This is a genomic window from Wolbachia endosymbiont (group B) of Xylocampa areola, assembly GCF_964028205.1.
GTDB lineage: Bacteria > Pseudomonadota > Alphaproteobacteria > Rickettsiales > Anaplasmataceae > Wolbachia.
Window position 1 is genome coordinate 353177 of sequence record NZ_OZ034771.1, and the last position, 20203, is coordinate 373379.

The window sequence follows — 20203 nt, forward strand, 5'->3', positions numbered from 1 at the left end:
AACACTCAAGATATGGAAGAAGTTGTCTTCTCAGGTATTCAGCCAAGTGGAGTATTACACTTGGGCAATTATCTTGGTGCAATTAAGCAGTGGATAGGCTTGCAGGATAAATATAAATCTCTTTTTTGTGTTGTTGATCTGCATGCAATCACAGCAAATAAGCTTCCCGCAAATGAATTAAAAAATAATATTTTTAAAGTAGCAGCAACTTATATTGCATGTGGAATAGATCCGGAAAAGTCGATTATTTTCAATCAATCCGCAGTTAGTGGTCATGCAGAATTGGGCTGGCTGCTAGGGTGCTATACACCAATTGGTTGGCTTAATCGTATGACTCAATTTAAAGATAAGGCTGGAAGCGATAGACAAAAAGCTTCTCTTGGGTTATATAGCTACCCAGTACTTATGGCTGCGGATATATTGCTGTATCAAACTAAATATGTTCCTGTTGGCGATGATCAAAAACAGCATTTAGAACTTGCACGTGATATTGCATCAGCTTTTAACAATCATTATAAATGTAGTCATTTCATCATACCTGAAATCTTAACTTTGGATTGTACATCAAGGATAATGAGCTTAAGAGATGGAGCAAGCAAGATGAGCAAATCTGATTCTTCAGAATACTCATGCATTAACCTTGACGATACAGATGACTTGATTGTCAAGAAAATAGAAAAAGCAAAAACAGATTCAATTCTAGGCTTTGATTTTGCTACTTTAAAGTGCCGTCCAGAAGTAAACAATTTGGTAAACGTTTATTCAGTGCTTAGTGATTTAAATGTGGAAAAAGTGTGTGAAGAAGTGAATAAACATGATATGAAACACTTTAAAAAAGAGTTAGCTGACTTAATCATCAGTGTTATATCACCCATACGTGAGAAGTTGAACGGTCTTTTGAGGGATCAGCTCCATTTACATAAAATATTAAAAGAAGGTACAGAAAAAGCAGCAGAGATTGCAAATAACAATATAAAAAAGATCAAGGATATTATAGGGTTTGTTCAATAGGTTACAACTATTTCTTCCCATGGCTTTCAAATCGTGCAGCTATTTTCTTTACACTAACATGAGTGAGAAGAGGTTTTTTACTAACCGGAAGTTTAGAATCGGACTTTGCTGTTATGGGGTTCATTTTAGATCTTTTATTTCCTACCGGAAATGAGTGAGATTGGGAGGCAGTTTCTTGCGATGGTGCAGGATCTTTCTTCATACCGATATCTGCTTGTGTTGCAGGGGTGGCTTTGCTCTTAGCAACTTGATTTTGCTCAAACTTTCCTACTATTGACTTTACTCTACCGTCCTTCTTGCTATTTACTTTTTCTTTTATAATAACCGCTTTTACTTCTGATGATGCTTTATCAGCAGATTTTTTCAGGATTGGTTTACTTTCAGCTGATTTTTGCGAAGTCACTTCTACTATTATTGGTTTCGTGCTCACTTGTTGATCAACAATATCTAGCCTTTTAGGATTTGACAGTATTTCAGATTTATCTTCTTTAGTTTCTTGCTTAATTTCTTGATTGGTAGCGTTTAGCGCTGGTGGCTCTGGAGCCTGTCTCTTTTTATATCCTCTTCTTGTTCCTGCATTTTTCTTAGGTTTCGTTTTGTGAGTTGGCTCCTTTTTAGCTAACTTTGAGTCTTCCGAATCTTTTGTTGAAGATTTACTACTTTTCTCTTGATAATTTGATATTTCCTCATTTCCAGACTCTTCACTTAATGAACTTTCATAGCCTGAATCTTCAGGAGATACATTCTCTATTTCTGGTTTAAAGTGTACCTTTTTTGAGGCAGTAGGAGGTGGCGGAGGTGCCGTTGTTGGCCGTTTTATTTTCTTCATACCTGATTTTCCTGCCGGCTGTTTTCCTTTTTGCAGCTTAGGAGTATCTTCCTTCTGCTTTGATGTCGTTTTATTTTCCGTGCTTACTTCGTATGATTTATGTTCTTTATTGCCTTTTCCACTCTGTTTCGAATCTAAAATTTCTTTAAGTCCTTTCTTGAATAGATTAATTGTACTTAAAATATTTGTGTATTCGGCTGCTTTTTCTATAGTGAAACCTGATAATTCATCACCAACAAAATTTTTTATGTCATTATCATTAGTTGGAATATCTTTTCCCAAGACTCTATCTAATATCCCTTTTAATGTTCCAATAAAACCGAGTGGCTTTGTGCTCAAAGGTTCTACATAATTATTCAAGTCGCTATATATAACAAATTTGGCTACATCTTTTGCGTTGTTTGTAAAATTCTTCAGAGCTTGAGATAAATCTTTCAGTGTTTCATCATATTGTTCATTAATTTTTTTTGTATCCTTCAGCTTTATGACTCTTATCAAAGAATTGAGATTTTTATCATAATTGTCACTTTTAAATAGATCACTCATACCAATTACTGTTTATCGTTTACTTAAATATAAATTCAAAGTATTAAGACCGAGTAAATGTTATATGACTTATCCTCTGACTCATAAACGCTTGCGTTCCTTAATGTGCAAAAAATTTCAATAATCTTCAATCAGCAATAGTATAGAAATCCAAAAAACAAGTAGCTAACACTGGAATCTAGGAATTATGATTGGGCACAAGTTGATGAGTATAGTTGTTTTATGTTGAAATACAGCATTTATGGAAAGATTAGATGTCAGTCTAGAATGACACCCTTTCTGGAAAACTCGGATTACAGTGTTTGTATAACTTAATAATTAGAAACTAAAGGAGTTCTTTTTTAAAAAACTTAAGTTATACTTATAAGTATTTGATATCTTTTGTAGTGATTATGTCGAATTTAAGCTGCCTTTATGGCGATAATGTCGAATTTGTGGAAGAAATTTATAGCCGTTACTTGCAAGGCGATAAATCAATTGGAGAAGATTGGCACAGAATTTTTTCGAGCAATTTAGAAGTTAATAAAGCAGAACCCTGCAGGGCACAGAATGAAGCTAAGGTAGATGTTGATGATTTAGCAAATTTTTTCAGATTTTATGGTCACTTTTTTGCAGACTTAAATCCATTATCACCGCATGTAAATAAGGAAATAGATTATCAAAAATACTTGAATCTTTCTCCTACAAGTGACACTAGAATCTACAGAGATATTTACTGCAAGAATATCGGTTTTGAATTTATGCATATTTCCTCTTATGAGGAAAGAGTTTGGCTGCAGGAGAAAATTGAAAATCAGGTCTATACGCTAAGCCCTCAGGATAAAAAAGAAATACTAAGGCACTTGATTGAATCTGAGATGTTCGAGCAATTTCTCCATATGAAATTTCCTGGATATAAGCGTTTTTCTATCGAAGGTGGGGAGTCAGCCATTGTTGCAATTGAAAGAGTTATTAGTGATTCTGCAGCTTTTGGTATTGAAGAAATAGTTCTTGGTATGGCCCACCGAGGACGGCTCAATGTTCTAACCAAAGTGATGGGAAAAGATTATGCGGCAATGCTGTCTGAATTTCAAGGCAACCTTGCATATCCAAGTGGTCTTGAGGTGTCTGGTGATGTCAAATATCACCTTGGTTACTCTTCTGATCGAGCACTTGCTGGTGGTAAAAAAATACACTTAAGTTTATGTCCTAACCCATCTCACCTTGAGGCGGTAAATCCGGTTCTAGCTGGAAGAGTAAGAGCAAAACAAAATACGAGATCTGTGCTTGGCATATCAATTCATGGTGATGCAGCTTTTATCGGGCAGGGAGTGGTTGCTGAAACCCTGACTTTGAGCAACATTGAAGGTTATAAAGTTGGTGGTATCGTGCATATTGTCATTAATAACCAAGTTGGTTTTACTGCAAATCCTAATTGTGCACGCTCATCTTTTTATTGCACTGATGTAGCAAAATCAATAGAAGCTCCAATATTTCATGTTAATGGAGATAATCCAGAAGCTGTGAGTTTTGTTGCGAATTTGGCAATGGAGTATGTGCAGAAATTTAAAAAGGATGTGGTGATTGACATAATATGCTACCGCAAATATGGCCATAATGAAGGCGATGAGCCAAATTTTACTCAGCCACTTATGTATAAAGCAATATCAAAGCATAAAACTCCAGGCACGCTGTACGAAGAGAAGCTGACTGCAGAGAAAGTGCTAGGTAGCGATGAAGTAAGTAAATTACGCAGCGAATTTAGAACAAGATTGGATAAAAGCCTTACTGAGTCAACGACTTATACTCCGAAGAAAGCTGACTGGTTTGATGGAGTGTGGTTAAAACTCAGGAGAGCAAAGTTGAACGATTTGAGTGAATATTATACGGACTCTGGTGTTTCACCAGATGAGCTAAAAAAATTGGGTGTACACATAAATAGCAATATTCCAAGTAGTTTTAATCTCAATAATAAAGTCAGAAGAATACTTGATGGCAGAATAGACAGTATAAATTCCGGTAGCAACATAGACTGGGCAACTGGTGAAAGTCTTGCATTCGCGTCATTGCTTAAAGAAGGAATAGGAGTGCGCTTGTCAGGACAAGATTCTGGTCGCGGTACCTTCTCGCACCGTCATTCAAGACTTGTTGATCAAGTAACAGAAGAAACGTTTATTCCACTGAACAACATAAGTGAGAAGCAAGCTCGCTTTGAAGTTATAGATAGCGCACTATCTGAGTATGCTGTGATGGGTTTTGAATATGGATATAGCCTTGATTCTCCTTATTCACTTGTGCTCTGGGAAGGGCAGTTTGGTGATTTTGCAAATGGCGCGCAAATTATGATCGACCAATTTATCTCATCTGCAGAAACAAAGTGGTTGCGGTCAAGTGGTCTAGTTCTACTTTTGCCTCATGGTTATGAAGGGCAGGGGCCTGAGCATAGTTCTGCTCGTATAGAGAGGTTTTTGCAGCTCTGTGCAGAGGATAATATGCAGGTGGTTAATTGCTCTACTCCTGCGAATTATTTTCATGCTTTACGCCGACAAATTAATCGAGATTTTCGTAAGCCTTTAGTGGTGTTTACACCTAAATCACTATTGCGTCATAAAAGCGCAGTTTCTAACCTTTCTGACTTTGAAGGAAAATTTCTTACGGTAATTCCAGAGTGTAGAACAGGTTTAGTTGCAAGTGATAAAATACGTAAAGTTGTAATATGTAGTGGTAAAGTTTATTACGACATAATTGAAATGCTTGAAGCACAAAAAATAAACGATATAGCAGTAGTGCGTTTAGAACAATTTTATCCATTCCCGGCCGATAAACTAAACAATGAACTCGAAAAATATAAGAACGCTGAAATTATATGGTGTCAAGAGGAACCAAAAAATATGGGAGGATGGTTCTTTGTCAACCCATTGATAGAAGAGGTATTGTCTGGCCTCAATGCTCAAGCAAAAAGACCTAAGTGCATTGCAAGACCTGCTGCTGCATCTCCTGCATGTGGTTATGCTAATATCCATGCTCAGCAACAAGCAGAAATTTTGAAGCAAGTTGCGCAGGTACAACTGTACAAACACTGAGCGGCTTCAAGCAGACTTATTAATTAGACTCTAGCACTTAGATAACTTACAACAATCAAACCTTTTATATACTCATACAAATATAAAAAGACTTTTATTTTTTTATAAAAGTATAATATTTATTAAGATTTTCATTTATTTTTCTCAAAGTAGTTAATATAGTAAATATTAATATTAATTAATATAAGATATATATGAGGACAAAAACATTTGAGAGGCTAATAGGGCAAACTAGACTACGCAGCGATAGCAAGGCTAAAATCATACGGTTAAATAGAGACAAAAAGGCTTTTATAGATGAGGATAAAAAGTCTATCGAATTAGCTGAGGCTATTTTTGCAGAAAATAATATGTTTCGTTTTCGTAAACCAGGTCCTGCTACGGATTACATTTTGCACAAACTAATAAATGATAGAAAGCTTCTCGAGGAAATGAAAGATAGAGGTACAAGTATAATACGTCTTTTTTCTTTGCTATCAATGTATCGTGGTCTTCCTAAGTGCTATGTTGTGAGAAAAGAAGGGTGTATTACTGAGTTTGGAATACTTACTTATATTGACGAATGTTTAGAATCAGTACCTTTAGAAGATTTTATACTTATTGAGTCTTCCTCGTACCTAGAGTACATTTTGTTTGATAATGATAATATCAGAAATAGGTTAGCTGAAGATTTGACTGAAGATAAAACAAAATTAGATATTTTCGTAAATGGAATTTTAGCAATAAATAGCTCGAATTTAGTATTATCTTGTATCAACACAATCGAGGCTTTTAATGAGGAAGCTAGAAATTTTGTCAATCACATACAGAAAACCAATAGGATGGACTACCTCTTTAAGGAAAATGGTACAACACTTGTAAAGTTAGTTCTAAAAGAATTATTAAAACTTTCTATTTTACAAGAAAGAGAAAACACTACATTGGAATTTCCTCAAATTTCGAGTGTGGAACATTGTAATGGGCGATAGACTTTAAAATGTGCAAGGCTCATTTAAATATGAGCCTCAGTATCGCTTAACTTTTATGGAGCATACTTTAACTTTATTTCACTTCCACCAAGGGAATATTGTTCCAGCTATTGCTGCCATAGTTATCAATAGAAGCGTTTAGGTAATCTGTATCAAATCGTACTGGTACATCAAATTCGAAGCTTGCGGTGATTATTGTGCCTTTTGCTGGTGGTTTCATAAATGCTATTTCTCCAGTTGAATAATTCACTGAATATTTTTCTGTCTTTTCACCATATAGGTAAATTTTTATTGTATCATGCACTGGCTTTTTAATAGTTCGTATATGCTTGTCTTTTCCACTTATGTAAGTTTTCATCAGTTGAAAGATCGTTTTTTTATCGTCTCCTATGCCAATTTCTTGATTGATAACTGTAAAGTCTGACCAATCCTTAAAACGAAATCCTATTGCTTTACCTTTTCGTGCCTGAAAAAATGTTATGAGTTCTGTTAGCTGCTCGTTTGACCTAACTCCATAAGCTATGTTATACCTGGCACGTGCACGAGACCAATTGATATTGCGCTGCTCACAACCATTATGAGTTGTTACAACGTCAGTGGAAAATTCAGGTCCTCCAGTAGAGCCATAAGATATATTTTCTGGAAATCTAATTTCTGTAAATGACATATGCCCTCCTGTAAAAATAAAGTTGAGTTGATATAGATGAAGTAGGAAAGATCTTAAATTTTTGAAGCTGCTTTATCAATCAGGCTATAAATTTTAAATCCCGTTTCTTCTAGAAAAGTAAAGGTGTTGTTTTCTCCTACCTTACCTTTCAGTTCGTTAATGTCTTGATGACTCTGCGTTAACTGATATACACAAACACATGCAATGGCTAAAGCAACTCCAGCAAGACATGCTAAAGGCATTGGTTGAGTAAAAACAGCAGCTATAGCAGATGCTGTGAATGCTATAGCTGTTATTACAGCAGCTATGCTATAAATAGCTTCTCTTCTGTAACTATTGATTAATTTCTTTTCTATTTCCTCTTGTTGTGTTTCTTGCCCTTGTTGATGAGAAATAGTAATTACTGTATCTGTATGAATTGGCTCACTAGCGCTGGTATTAATTCTCTCTTTTTGTGTTTCATGATCTTGCACAATTGCTGATTTGCTAGTTCTGATATTATATTGTTCTTCTTGCTCTGATTGATCAGAAGCAGAAGCTTCTGTAACCTCACCAAAGATTTCTTCATTAGAAACTGATTGATTTTCTGTTATATCAGAAGGGATTTTGCTAAGAAGTGGCACAAAATGCCTCATGTAATTCACTACTCCTACAGTTTTTTTGCTACTATCTATCTCTAGTTGATTGAGATTTATATCTTGTATAAAAACTTCTGGATCATCATCATGTGCTGTAATTTTAGTTACCGTAACTTTTTGACTATCTTCCTCTATTGAATAAATATAAAGTTCCACTTTGTACTTGTCGCATATCATTCTCCCTTCAATCTCTGGACGACCCCATATAGCTAGAGAATTAGTTTCTGTAGACATATTTTTAATGTTGTTTAGATATTTAGAAAAAGACTTGGAATTATCTGGCTTAATAGTAACTTTTTCTCCTTTTTCTTTTCCATCTTCGCTTATTTCTTCTTCATCTTCGCTTATTTCTTCTTCTTTATCTTTACTTGTTTCATATTCGTTATAGTCTTCTAGTAACAAATCATTATCTGTGCCATATCTACTTTTCAAAATCTCTAAAATCTTCCCTTCTCTATCTTCACGATATTCCTCTAGTAACCAGCTGAAAAACTCCTCTTCTGTATATTTGGTTATTATTTCTTCACCTTTACACCAGTCTGTTTGTGCAGATATGCCTTTTTCATCTTCGCTATTTCTTTCCTTCGCTATTACTTTGCTATCCAAATTTCCTTCACCTACAAAATATCCTCCTTCTTCAGCATCTCCTGTTATTTTTTTATAAACCCACGAATTTGCATTTGCTTTAGCATAATTTTCACAATCTTCTCTTAATGATTTTGCGGTAAAACGATGACCAGGTTTTATATTTAGCTCATTCAATCCTTGAGCCAAGGAGTCAAAAAAGCAATCTCCTTCTGATATAGAAGCTCCTATTTTTAGCTTTTCAGGATAAGCTTTCTTTAGATCAGTCAATGAATTACTTTTTTTTGTTTTTTGTGCCCGAAATTTATCAACTAGTCTTCCTAGCCTTTGAGAATAAAAAGAGTCTAGATTATTCAATAAAAATTGACTTAATTTTGTGCTTTTTTCGACTTGCCGAAAAAGAGCAATTGGTTTTCTGTTGAAATTTTTCATGTTATAACTCCAAAATAATGATTGTATTTTAATAGATTAATCAGCCTAGGAAGGCTAATTACTTAAGGTCGTGCTGTGTTGCAAGCAAACATCACCTACTTTTCTTGAACTAATATGTAGCCTATACATATTGTTACTTAGTATATCTTAACTATACTTAAACTCTCTTATGCTGTCAAGCAGGGAATTTATTAATCTTTTAACTCATCCACTTTTTTGCGTAGCACATTTAAATCAGTTGCTCCTACAAAAAGACTATCTCCAATTATCAAAAAAGGTGTACCGCCTACTCCTAAATTCCTTACTAAAAGTTTGCTGTTGTTTATCATTTGCTCAATTTTGTCTGCATTATTTTTCATAGAGTTATTAAAATCGTTCTCGTTAATCCCTATATTTTTCACTATACCTAATATAGTTTTATCTGAAAATTCTCCTCTGTGATCTAGTGCAGCATAGTGAAAATCTAAGTACTTTTCTTTATCGATAAAATAAGTTGCTAAAGCACCTTTTGCTGCCTTTAAAGAATTGTTACCAAGTATTGGAGCATCTCTAAAGATATACTTAATTTTGCCATCATTGATCAATTGTTTTACATCGTTCTTTATAGCTTTGCAATATCCACAAGAATAGTCAAAAAAACCTACAGCTATGATATTGCTATTTTCATTTCCCGAGTAAGGATAAGTGGAGTCGAATATTTCATTTTTATGCTGAGAAATTTTATTTTTGGTTGCATTAGCATAACTATTTTTAGCTGACTCTTCCTGGAGAGCTTTTAGAACTCTATCAAAATTTTTACTGATGTAATTATCCAATCTCTCACCTATATAATCATCATTTAAGTTCTGACTGCGGTGTGAAAGCCAATTGTTTATTACTGGTAAACTTGCTACTGCAAGTATAAAAATCAATAAAAATGGTATCTTAGACATATACTTACTTAAAGAATACAAATATTAAAGAAATGCTTAATGTTAAAACATTTTTATCAAGAAATGCAAACTTTATAAAATGAAATTTAAGATATTTTTGTAAAGTTCATCATAAGATTTGGTGATGAAAAATTTTGCAAAGTAAGGCATTTATAAAGATTTAGATAGTCTTTACCGCTATTTCTAGCAAATTGTAAGCAAAAAAGTTGATTATCTTGTAATCGCTGCATATAATATCGGTAAGCGCGTCGCTAAGTAATATGAACACACTAAGTCTTACATTTCCGATAGTGTTGTTCGGATATAATAGAATGATTTTTCAATAAATGTAAGTAAAAAATGAGGTTTTTAAAAGCTGTCTTTAACTTAGCAATGTTAGCATTTTTTGTAGCTTCGACAGCTGAAGCAAGGTGGAGTAAGTACGAAGATGCTTCTGTCGAGGTTAAGTTTTCTAATGTTAACATTAATGTTAATAGAGATGGTACCTACGAAACGGAAGTAGAACTACAAGCAAAAATACTCAAGGAGTCTGGGCGTGATAGATTTTCTCTGTATAGTTTAATCTACAATGATGATAGTGCAGATTTGACTGTTTTAGAAGCTAAAACAGCTTATAACGGAGAAGAATATATAGTAACTGAAGACATGATGGAGGATAAACCGCTGGCTAGCCCTAGCAAAGGTTTCGATCAGTTAAGGCAAGTAACTATATCGTTTCCTAAAATAGAAATTGGTACAGAAGTATATTTAAGGTATAAACAAGTTAACAAAAAGGTTCCTGTTGATAACTTTTATGGCTTGAGCTTTTCTTATCATGGGGATTATTTACAAGCAGAAAATACTAAAATCAATTCTGAATTACCCCTGGAGATTAAAGTTAATGATCCAAGAGAAGTATTAGAAATCGCTGAGGAAAAAAATGATGATATACACTCTATAAGCATTGCTTTAAAGAAAGCAGTTTATGAAAACACAACAAATGAACCACATAATGGAATATTGAACATAAAACACAACACTTGGGTATCACTTTCAAGCTTATCTGAATGGGAGGATTTAGCTAAAAAATTAGCTCCTGGATATCATAGCGTTATCAATCAGCCGCTTCCTGCAACTTTTGAAGCTATAGCAGAATTTGCTGACAATGAGAGTACCGATGAGGAGAAAATTAATGCAGTCACTTCTTTATTGAATGAAAAAGTTCAGTACATGGGAGACTGGCGTACAGTGTCAGGAAAATTTTTTCCGAGAGATTTGGAGAAAATTGCTGATTCTCAAGTCGGGGATTGCAAAGACTTTTCTGCTAGCACGGCTGCTATTCTGCAAAAACTTGGTTATAAAGTTCAACCTATTTTAGTTATGAGAGGAACTACTAGCACTTCTAATCCTGAAGCATTACCTAATATGGGTAATTTTAATCATGTGATGCTCAAAGTAACAAATAGAGATGGAAAAATATATTGGATCGATCCAACTAATACCGTCAGTATGGCACAGGGTATTTTTCCAGACATTGCTGATAGGAACGCTCTAGTACTCGATTCTGAGGAAGCAGATTACATAAAGATTCCTGCTGTACAAGGTGAAAATTCAAAAGTGATATCCCATAGTGAATTAACTATAGAAGATAATGTTGTAAATGAATATGGCCAGCTTACCGTGCAAGGGGAAGCAGCCTTAGGCTTAACAGGGGTTGGATTGTATTATTCAAATGAGCAATTAAGGGATTCTGTTTTTCGTATGATTAGTGGAGTATATCTTGATGAAGAAGAAAAGAAGTTCTTAGAATTGCCTGACCTTACTTTACGTAATGTAGAAGATCTTACAATCAAATATGAGTTTCAGCAAAAAAATAAGATTTTTAAGACAAATCTAGGACCTGCTTTGAATTTAGGAGATAATTGGCTTAATGATGTTGTCAATACAGCTTCTGACCAAGTGTCAGATCTTTTTATTGGTGTTCCTAAAACTAAGGAAAGCCATATGATAATAAAAGATATCAAAATTAAAAATTGTGAAAATTTGAATTTTGAAATAAATTCTCCTTGGTTATATGTAAATAGGTTCTGTAAATATTAAAATGATGGAACCGAATTTAGCAATTTAATAACCATAAAGAAAAGCTTTATTACCAATGAAGAATTAAAGACTGCTGAATATAAAAACTTAAAAAGCGAATTGGAGAATAATTTTTCTAGAGCCTCTATAATAATAAGTGAATGAGTTGTGCTGGGAAAAGCACTTCTTAAAAGGCTTAAAATTTTTAAAATATGTACAATAACTTACGCGACTTCATCAGAGCATTAGAAGAAAAAAAAGATCTAATTAGAATTAAAAAAGAAGTTTCAACTATTCTTGAAATGACAGAAATTCATCGTAGGGTTTTGTCAAACAAGGGACCAGCTATCATCTTTGAAAATGTTGTCACAGAAAATGGCAAAAATTCAATTCCCGTTTTAGTGAATTTATTTGGTACTATTGAGAGAATTGCATTCGGACTTGGTATAAATTCTGATGAATTAAGGGATCTGGGTAAACTTCTAGCATTTTTGCGATCACCTGAGCCACCAAAAACCTTCAAAGATGCTGTGAAAATGTTTCCTCTACTAAAAGTTGTATTGTCGATGCGGAGCAAAGTTGTGAGCAAAGCCCCATGTCAAGAGGTGGTGCTAACTGGGGATGAGGTGGATCTTAGTTTGCTACCTATTCAGACATGCTGGCCAAACGAGCCTGCACCGCTTATCACTTGGCCACTTGTGGTAACAAAAGGACCAACAGCAGACAAGCAAGATAATTTCAATCTTGGAATATATCGTATGCAGGTTGTGAATAAAAAAACGACTCTCATGCGCTGGCTTGCACATCGTGGTGGTGCAGGTCACCATAAACGGTGGAAGGAGAGGGGACAAAATATGAAGTTTCCTGCGGCTGCTGTGATTGGTAGCGATCCTGCAACAATTATTGCTGCGGTAACTCCGGTGCCGGAGACTTTATCAGAATACCAATTTGCCGGGCTGCTGCGAAAAAAACCACTTGAGCTTGTAAATTGTAAAACTATTCCTCTTCAGGTTCCAGCTCATGCTGAGATCGTTCTGGAAGGATATGTAAGTTTAGATAAGTATAGAGATGAAGGGCCATACGGAGACCATACCGGTTACTATAATGCTGTTGAACAGTTTCCTGAGTTTAACATTACTGCAATTACAATGCGCAAAGATCCAATTTATCTCAGCACTTTCACTGGCAAGCCACCAGATGAACCATCAATTCTTGGTGAAGCACTCAACGAAATTTTTGTGCCGATTCTTATCAATCAGTTTCCGGAGATAGTAGATTTTTATCTGCCTCCAGAAGGTTGTTCATATAGAATAGCGGTAGTATCGATAAAAAAGGCTTATCCAGGGCATGCAAAAAGAATTGTTATGGGCATACTCTCTTTTCTCAAACAGTTTTTATATACCAAATTTATCATAGTTGTTGATGATGATATAAATATACGTGATTGGAAGGAAGTGATGTGGGCAATGTCAACAAGAATGGACCCTGTGCGTGATACAATTACGATAGAGAATGCCCCAATTGATTATTTAGATTTTGCTTCCCCTGAAAGTGGTCTCGGAGGTAAAATAGGGTTTGATGCAACAAACAAACTTCCACCTGAAACCAAACGAGAATGGGGAAGAAAAATTGAAATGAGCGAGGAAATAATAAAGAAAGTTACAGAGAAGTGGAAGGAATATGGGTTGACAGATGATTGAGATATGATGTAGACTACCGCCGTGTATTTAGGTGTGGTTTGTGAGGCTTTTATATCTTTTATTTTTGTCGGCATGTTTTTCTCTGTATTACTATGTGGGTCCTACATTCTCGCCTTGCCCAAAAGCAACAGTTTGCTTCTCACCTGAAGAAGACTGTGCTGTACCGATAATCAGCGAGATAGACCAATCTAAAGAATCTATCTTAGTTCAAGAATATACATTTACTCTTGGAACAGTTGCAAAATCTTTGATTAACGCCAAAGAGCGTGGTGTTGATGTTAAAGTCGTCTTAGATAAATCACAACTCCATTCAAAATATAGTGTCATAAGCGAATTGTTTTCAAATGGAATACCGATTTGGATCGATAATAAGCCAAAAATTGCTCATAATAAGGTAATAATTGTTGATAATCAAAAAGTCATCACAGGATCGTTTAACCTCAGTAAGACAGCTGAAAAGGGAAACGCTGAAAATTTATTAATTATTGAAAATTATCCTGAATTAGTCCAGCAGTATGTGAAGAACTGGGAAATACGAATGTCACAATCCTATCAATATGCTCCCTAGATACTTGATATCAAAAAAAGTCTTTTTATTGATAGATTTAATTTCTTGTGATATAATAAATTAAAAGGTTTTAAGGGGTAGGTAATGGATTACATAAATGATGCTGCTGATAGTTACGCTGCCATTCATGATTTTTTTCAAAATAATGGTGTTGGAGATTACAAAGTTCAATGCAATTATGGTGGTGTACCGTATGCTACTGACAAATATGTACATTCTGGAGACAAATTTTGGAGCAATAATTTTATAGACTCACATTTTGGAAGGGAAATAAAAATGTATCCTCAAAGTGAGCTTTTAGCTAAAGAGTATGCTGGTAATACACTACCGGTTTCAATATCACTAGACAAGGATCTAATAAAAATAAAAGAATGTCAGAAAAAAACTAAATTTGTAGAACTAGAAGGGGAATCAGGTGATATAGTATATGATAAGCAAAAGCATATAAAGTGCTACACGACAAAGTTATCATATGACGATGTTTCTGTTCATAATAAAAACGAAGTTTCAATACTGAATATTAGATATGATGTGCCAAACGATCCAAGATACAGTTTAAACATAGCCTTCACAAAGGTTAATGATAATAAACCAGGGTTTTGGCAAAAGTTTAAAAATATGTTTTAATAGAGTAGCTTCTAAATCAAGGGGATTTTGTTGAAAAATGAATATCTACTTAATAATGAATTTGGTCAGTAGCTACTAAGTTTGTTTCATAGCTATGCAACAAAAGGTTTGTGCCCTCACGTTTATTCTCTGCAACACGAAAAGTTCGTACAGTTGTACATGCTATGTAGTAGATAAACTTCTACTATATTTTTTTATTCAACTTACCTCTTGTCTATTGAATAGATTTTGTATTAAACCTAAAATTCAACGCACCTAAATATATAAGCATTCCCAACAAAATCATAGGTATAGAAAGCAACTGTCCCATAGTTAAATTGAACCATAAATAGCCAATTTGATAGTCTGGCTCGCGGAAAAATTCAACCATAAAACGTGCTACTCCATACAACATAACTGCAACTCCAGTTGTTGCACCATAATACAATCTCATTTTGTTCAAGTAAAATAGTGAATTTACAACTACGAAAAGTAGCGCTCCTTCAAAAAATGCCTCATAAAGTTGGCTTGGATGGCGCAATAAATTATCACCACTTTCTGGAAATACCATACCCCACGGCATAGTTGTAACCCTGCCAAATAACTCTCCATTTATAAAATTACCTATGCGGCCTAGAAGTAAACCTATCGGAACTCCACAAGAAATTAGATCCAGTGTGTAAAATATAGGAATGTTATGTCTTCTACAGGAGATTATTACTGCAAGCAAAACTCCTATAGCACCGCCATGAAATGACATACCTCCTTCCCAGGTCTTTAGTATTTCGATAGGATTGCTTATATAGAGAACTGGATCATATATCAATACGTACCCAAGCCTACCTCCAAGGATAATGCCTATAATAACGGCTGTTAATAACGAATCGTAAAAATTCTTAGTAAATATTTTTTGATTGTCTAGCTTATGTAAATACCAATATGCAAAAACTATACCCAAAACATATGCTAAAGAGTACCAATATATAGAAACAGGACCGATGCTAAAAATAACTGGACTTAAAGACATATTTTACTACAAATTATTCTTAGACAATCTACTTTTCTCACGTTCCCACTCTCTCTGCTTTATGGTTGCTCTCTTATCATAGAGTTTTTTTCCTTTCACAATGGCAATTTTAGTTTTTGCCAACCCTTTATCATTAAAATAGATAGAAAGTGGCACAACAGTTATTCCAGAGGTTTTGATTTGACCAATTAGCTTATTTATCTCTTTTTTATGCAAAAGCAATTTTCGTTCTCTTTTTGGCTTGTGATTCTTTTGGTTTGCAGCTTTATACTCTGCGATATGCATATTGTTTAGCCATATTTCACCTTTTTTTTCAGTAACGTAAGCATCAGAAATGTTTGCTTTTCTTTCCCTTAGTGATTTCACTTCACTACTTAAGAGGATCATACCTGCTTCAAATTCTTCTAAGATAAAGTATTCAAACCTTGCTTTTCTATTTTCTGCAATAACTTCCATATCTAAAGATATCTTTAAGCTTCAATATATTACAGAACTTTTGGTTTAATTCATAACAAAACAATTATCTCAGTAAATGCAAGTTTGGTTAAAAAAGCTCCAATCTTCCTGCAAGTGTAATTTGTTCCACTCTTCCTACTGCCATTTCAGCCCTAGGACTAGCATTACCTGACAAAGAACTTATCACATCTTTGCAGCCCCATTCAATAGCAAAGTGTAAAGGAGCATATCTATTATTGTTCTGTTTACTAACATATGCCCCACTTTCAATTAAAATATCTCTTATACTTTCATGATCGCTAGCAAAATGCAAAGGAGTGCGTCCACAACTATCCCACACATTAACACATGCTCCATGTTCAATCAGAGTTCTTACTATGTTTTCATTATCACTTTCAGCAGCAAAATGCAAGGGAGTGCTTCTATAATTATCCCACGCATCGACGTATGCTCCGTGTTCAATTAGAGCTATTACTATGTTCTCATAGCCACTCTTAGTAGCAAAATGTAGAGGAGTGTGTCCATCATTGTTCTGCGCGTTAACATCTGCTCCACATGCAATTAGAGCTCTTACTACACTTTCATTCCCACCTTCGGCAGCAAGATGTAAAGGTGTAAATACACCTACGACAATGTTGCAAATTTTTATTTTCCTTTCCATTATGTCCAGAAGAGTTCGGTAGCTCTTTTACGCGAAATACCACATTTACGTCCTCAAGGTTAATTTCAATTCTCTTGACCAATGTTCTGATAATATCACGTTTAGTTAACCAGTCTGCGTTATCAAGGTTTAACGTAATATTGGAAGAAAAGTCTTCTAAATTGGCCACAACCAGAGTTACCTCCTGTTCTAATTCCTTTTGATAAAATATCTTTTTCTTCTCTTCTTTAATTGTTTTTAAGCTTTGTTTCATTGCTTTAATTCGTGGTTCAAATTCCTCTTGATTGATATATTCTTGAGCATAACTATCGATAAGTCTAGCAATACCACGTTTTAATTTATTTTCTTGTTTCTCTAGCAGGTCACTTTTTTGATCCAATGATGATTTTTTTAGTTCTGAAAGCCTACGCTTGTATTCTTCTAAAATCCTGTTTGGATTTTTCAATAACTGCTTAACCTCTTCCCACACAGCTGTTTCTAATGCATCTGAGCGAATGGGTTTATTGTCACAAATCTTATTACCACCAAAACGGTAAGAATCTTTACCACTACAACGGTAATATGCATAATGACCACCTTCTTCTTCTCGTCTACTTCTCATGCAAGTTCCGTAACATCCGTAATTACAACGCTTACATATGACTAAACCTTGTAGTAAGTACTTTGCTCCTCTTTTTCTTGTCCTTGCTACTTTTCTATTTTCAGCTAATTGTTCTTGAACAATATCAAATATATCTTCATCTACTATATTTGGCACTTTAATATAAATCCAATTTGCTTTTTCAACAGGATAGACAGAGTGGTTACTTTTTGGCTGCTCACAAGAGCCTTTCTGTGGTCTTACTTGCTTTAATCTTACTCCTAACCTTCTTCTACCAAAAGCTGCTTGTCCTTTGTAAGCAGGGTTTTTCAACATACTCCAAATTGTACCTTTATTCCAGCGTTCTTTTCCTTTTTGTGTCTTAATGGACATAGTATTTAGCCGACGACATACTTCCCCAATACTTGTTCTTTCTCTGCCTATCCACAAAAATACTTTACGAACGACATCAGCTTCTTTTTCGTTAATCTCAAATAAAGCTTGTCCTCCTCCCATATGCTTATCTATATAACGATAACCATAAGGAGCTCCTCCCATTACATTTACATAGCCTTTGTTAGCTGCATAGATTTTACCACGACGACTTCGTTCCATAATTTTCGCACGTTCATATTCTGCTATCATACCTTGCATTTGTAACAGTAATTGAGATTCTGGGTTACCGTTAATCTCATAATTTAAAAAAACCACTTTTGCTCCTGCTTTTTCAAATTCTTCAATCAGCACCATTTGATATGCATATTTTCTAGATAAACGATCAGGAGAATGAATGTAAATCTTATCAATTTTACCTTCTGTTACTTTATCACGTAATTTTTCTAAATCAGGGCGGACTAAATGAGATCCACTGTAGCCGTTATCAATAAATTTATACTCACTTAACAATCTGTATCCGTCCAGATTAATTTGCTTCTCTAAAGCTGCAATTTGACTTTCTATCGTATTTCCTTCTACTTGTTTCCCCGAAGAAACTCTCGCATATAAACATACTGTTACCATTTGACCCTCCTTGAATCCCATTTTTATGTTTTAAGTTTTTTTGACTTATTTCCTTTGACACTACCTTTTCATAAGCATCTGATAAGCATTGTTCTGCTAACCGATTAGGTTCATAGCTACAGCTAATTTGGATAGCTAATCTCTTGTTTCTCATGACTTTTCCTTGAAATAATATGTTCATATCATTCCTTAAAGCCGATGGTTAATTGATTATTAGCGCTATAAGTAAATCGGACTCTTGGTTCTGGACACAGAAGTTTTCGAGAAATGGTTTTCTCTAGTTTTATTTTTATGTTTTTTGCAACATTGTCGGTAGTGTACATACATCATTGTCCCACGCATTAACATTTGCTCCACTTTCAATTAAAATATCTAATATGCCTTTGTGGTTCCATTCAGCAGCAAAATGTAAAGGAGTGCATCCATCGCTGTCCCATGCATCAACATATGCTCCATATTCAATTAGAGCTATTACTATGTTCTCATAGCCACTCTTAGCAGCAAAATGCAACAATGTAGTTTCTACAGGATCTAGATCACTATGTGTAGTGAATATATGATTGATATTAAATCCACTATCTTCCCACCTCCGTAAATCAATTCTTTCTAATTTTATTTTTATTCGTTCAACTATGTTGTTCTTGCTTAAACCTGAAGTATCATTTATTTCTTCAAGCATTTTTAGAAAATCATCAAGCGTCATAATCTCCACTACTTATTAAAATAACTTGGTTATTATGTTCTTTGACACAAAAATCAAGAACTTTTTATTTTTCTAAAAAATCATTTAAGTTATACTCCAAATCATGAAAGTCAGGCAAAATATTAAGTTTTTTTCTCTATCATTTGTGATTTTGTCTTCTCTATGGATTACATTGTCTGGTTATTTTGAGCCTTTTTTTATTCTCTGTGGAGTATTTTCTTCTGTGTTCACATTGATTATCTTTAAAAGGTTAATTGATGCTGAAAGTGCCCTTAGTCAAATTCTAAATGATAGTGGTAGGCTGTCACTTTATCAGCTTATAAGTTATATACCTTGGCTAATTTACCAAATTATTTTTTCAAGTATTTATGTAACAAAAAAGGTGCTACGATTCAAATCTACAGTTGAGCCAATTGTTATTGTAAGAGAATGCATAGGACATAATGATAAGACCATTGCATTATTTGCTAACTCGGTTACGATTACTCCTGGAACTTTAACTATCAATGTTGAAAAGAAGCAGAAAACATATTTATCTACCATATGTTTGATAGATAAAGATCTTGAAAGTGGCATTTCTGAAATAGAAGGTAAAGTCTTAAAAATGTTACACCTAGTTAAGTAATTGCTTTAAATAAGTTAACAGCGTCTCTGTATTCTCTTCTTAGGCTTTCAAGCATTTCTTTTGGAAGGCTATCAATAACAGTAGAACATAAATAATTGTACAAATCTTCTAGCCTTGATATGTTATTTTTCTTCTTGCTGTTGAATTTGTACGGAAAAATGCCCTCCATAATTTCAATATCAACAACCTTATTTAAAAATGCATTTTCACTTGTTATGCTTATTCTTGTAAGTATAGTATTAATTTCAGGTTCATTACTCGTATAAATATCTGATAATTCTGCCATTTTAATGACGTATAAAGTTACTACTTTTGATAAACAATTATCAGAATATTCACAATTTTTTATTACCTCCCACTGAGTAACCTGAGACTTGCTTGTTTTTGCATTGCTTGGTAATTTATTCATTGAATTTTCTCCATTTAATTCAGTGTAGTAAATTATACTAATACTTTGTTAAATAAATAATAACGCAGCCATAAAAATATGCATTTATTTACCATAAATTGTATAATATTCCTAAAATGA

18 protein-coding genes are annotated in these 20203 nt (G+C 34.2%); 8 read left to right on the forward strand and 10 right to left on the reverse strand.

The annotated features are described in order from the left end of the window. Window positions 1-12 precede the first annotated feature (12 nt). On the forward strand, window positions 13-1011 hold the full coding sequence (gene trpS, locus ABWU35_RS01655) for a tryptophan--tRNA ligase (RefSeq protein WP_264685582.1): 999 nt from the start codon (window positions 13-15) through the stop codon (window positions 1009-1011). Between the two features lie 7 nt (window positions 1012-1018). On the opposite strand, the gene ABWU35_RS01660 is transcribed toward trpS, so the two are convergent. Beyond that, window positions 1019-2386 (reverse strand): hypothetical protein, encoded by a 1368-nt coding sequence (locus tag ABWU35_RS01660; RefSeq protein WP_007301958.1) that lies wholly within the window; start codon window positions 2384-2386, stop codon window positions 1019-1021. Between the two features lie 392 nt (window positions 2387-2778). Between ABWU35_RS01660 and ABWU35_RS01665 the strand changes: the two genes are divergently transcribed. Together ABWU35_RS01665 and ABWU35_RS01670 are read left to right on the forward strand one after the other, a co-directional pair. Continuing rightward, window positions 2779-5448, forward strand: a complete 2670-nt coding sequence (locus ABWU35_RS01665) for a 2-oxoglutarate dehydrogenase E1 component (RefSeq protein WP_007301957.1) — start codon at window positions 2779-2781, stop codon at window positions 5446-5448. Between the two features lie 194 nt (window positions 5449-5642). Further along, complete coding sequence (locus ABWU35_RS01670) at window positions 5643-6416, forward strand: hypothetical protein (protein ID WP_007301956.1); 774 nt, start codon at window positions 5643-5645, stop codon at window positions 6414-6416. 73 nt (window positions 6417-6489) lie between these two features. Here ABWU35_RS01670 and ABWU35_RS01675 read toward each other — a convergent pair whose 3' ends face one another. The 3 genes from ABWU35_RS01675 to ABWU35_RS01685 form a co-directional block, all read right to left on the reverse strand. Beyond that, entirely contained in the window at window positions 6490-7083 is a 594-nt protein-coding gene (locus ABWU35_RS01675) for a TIGR02217 family protein (protein WP_264685583.1), read from the reverse strand. Between the two features lie 53 nt (window positions 7084-7136). After that, window positions 7137-8738, reverse strand: coding sequence for a hypothetical protein (locus tag ABWU35_RS01680; RefSeq protein ID WP_264685584.1), 1602 nt, complete (start codon window positions 8736-8738; stop codon window positions 7137-7139). Between the two features lie 191 nt (window positions 8739-8929). Then, a complete protein-coding gene (locus ABWU35_RS01685) occupies window positions 8930-9670 on the reverse strand; it encodes a DsbA family protein (protein ID WP_052264650.1) in 741 nt (246 codons plus the stop codon). Between the two features lie 339 nt (window positions 9671-10009). Between ABWU35_RS01685 and ABWU35_RS01690 the strand changes: the two genes are divergently transcribed. The 4 genes from ABWU35_RS01690 (at window position 10010) to ABWU35_RS01705 (ending at window position 14623) form a co-directional block, all read left to right on the forward strand. Beyond that, the gene (locus ABWU35_RS01690; RefSeq protein ID WP_265028092.1) at window positions 10010-11749 is read left to right on the forward strand and encodes a DUF3857 domain-containing protein; all 1740 of its coding nucleotides are present in this window, start codon (window positions 10010-10012) and stop codon (window positions 11747-11749) included. Window positions 11750-11940: 191 nt separating this feature from the next. Continuing rightward, a complete protein-coding gene (locus ABWU35_RS01695; RefSeq protein ID WP_007301950.1) occupies window positions 11941-13428 on the forward strand; it encodes a UbiD family decarboxylase in 1488 nt (495 codons plus the stop codon). A 40-nt stretch (window positions 13429-13468) separates the two neighbouring features. Further along, on the forward strand, window positions 13469-13996 hold the full coding sequence (locus ABWU35_RS01700; protein WP_007301949.1) for a phospholipase D family protein: 528 nt from the start codon (window positions 13469-13471) through the stop codon (window positions 13994-13996). Between the two features lie 84 nt (window positions 13997-14080). Then, the gene (locus ABWU35_RS01705; protein WP_007301948.1) at window positions 14081-14623 is read left to right on the forward strand and encodes a hypothetical protein; all 543 of its coding nucleotides are present in this window, start codon (window positions 14081-14083) and stop codon (window positions 14621-14623) included. Window positions 14624-14837: 214 nt separating this feature from the next. On the opposite strand, the gene lgt is transcribed toward ABWU35_RS01705, so the two are convergent. The 5 genes from lgt to ABWU35_RS01730 form a co-directional block, all read right to left on the reverse strand. Continuing rightward, on the reverse strand, window positions 14838-15629 hold the full coding sequence (lgt, locus tag ABWU35_RS01710; protein ID WP_007301947.1) for a prolipoprotein diacylglyceryl transferase: 792 nt from the start codon (window positions 15627-15629) through the stop codon (window positions 14838-14840). Between the two features lie 6 nt (window positions 15630-15635). Then, window positions 15636-16085 (reverse strand): SsrA-binding protein SmpB, encoded by a 450-nt coding sequence (smpB, locus tag ABWU35_RS01715; RefSeq protein WP_007301946.1) that lies wholly within the window; start codon window positions 16083-16085, stop codon window positions 15636-15638. Window positions 16086-16173: 88 nt separating this feature from the next. Next, the gene (locus ABWU35_RS01720) at window positions 16174-16746 is read right to left on the reverse strand and encodes an ankyrin repeat domain-containing protein (RefSeq protein WP_353276018.1); all 573 of its coding nucleotides are present in this window, start codon (window positions 16744-16746) and stop codon (window positions 16174-16176) included. Then, window positions 16667-18346, reverse strand: a complete 1680-nt coding sequence (locus ABWU35_RS01725; RefSeq protein WP_353276020.1) for a recombinase family protein — start codon at window positions 18344-18346, stop codon at window positions 16667-16669. The genes ABWU35_RS01720 and ABWU35_RS01725 overlap by 80 nt, the downstream gene beginning before the upstream one ends. A gap of 289 nt (window positions 18347-18635) precedes the next feature. Continuing rightward, the gene (locus tag ABWU35_RS01730; RefSeq protein WP_353276022.1) at window positions 18636-19049 is read right to left on the reverse strand and encodes an ankyrin repeat domain-containing protein; all 414 of its coding nucleotides are present in this window, start codon (window positions 19047-19049) and stop codon (window positions 18636-18638) included. Between the two features lie 103 nt (window positions 19050-19152). Here ABWU35_RS01730 and ABWU35_RS01735 point away from each other — a divergent pair, with 103 nt between their 5' ends. Further along, window positions 19153-19674: a Na+/H+ antiporter subunit E gene (locus ABWU35_RS01735; RefSeq protein ID WP_006015458.1), complete on the forward strand. Its 522-nt coding sequence runs from the start codon at window positions 19153-19155 to the stop codon at window positions 19672-19674. Here ABWU35_RS01735 and ABWU35_RS01740 read toward each other — a convergent pair. Continuing rightward, window positions 19667-20083: a hypothetical protein gene (locus ABWU35_RS01740; protein ID WP_007301944.1), complete on the reverse strand. Its 417-nt coding sequence runs from the start codon at window positions 20081-20083 to the stop codon at window positions 19667-19669. The two genes, ABWU35_RS01735 and ABWU35_RS01740, sit on opposite strands and share 8 nt — an antisense overlap. Window positions 20084-20203 lie beyond the last annotated feature (120 nt).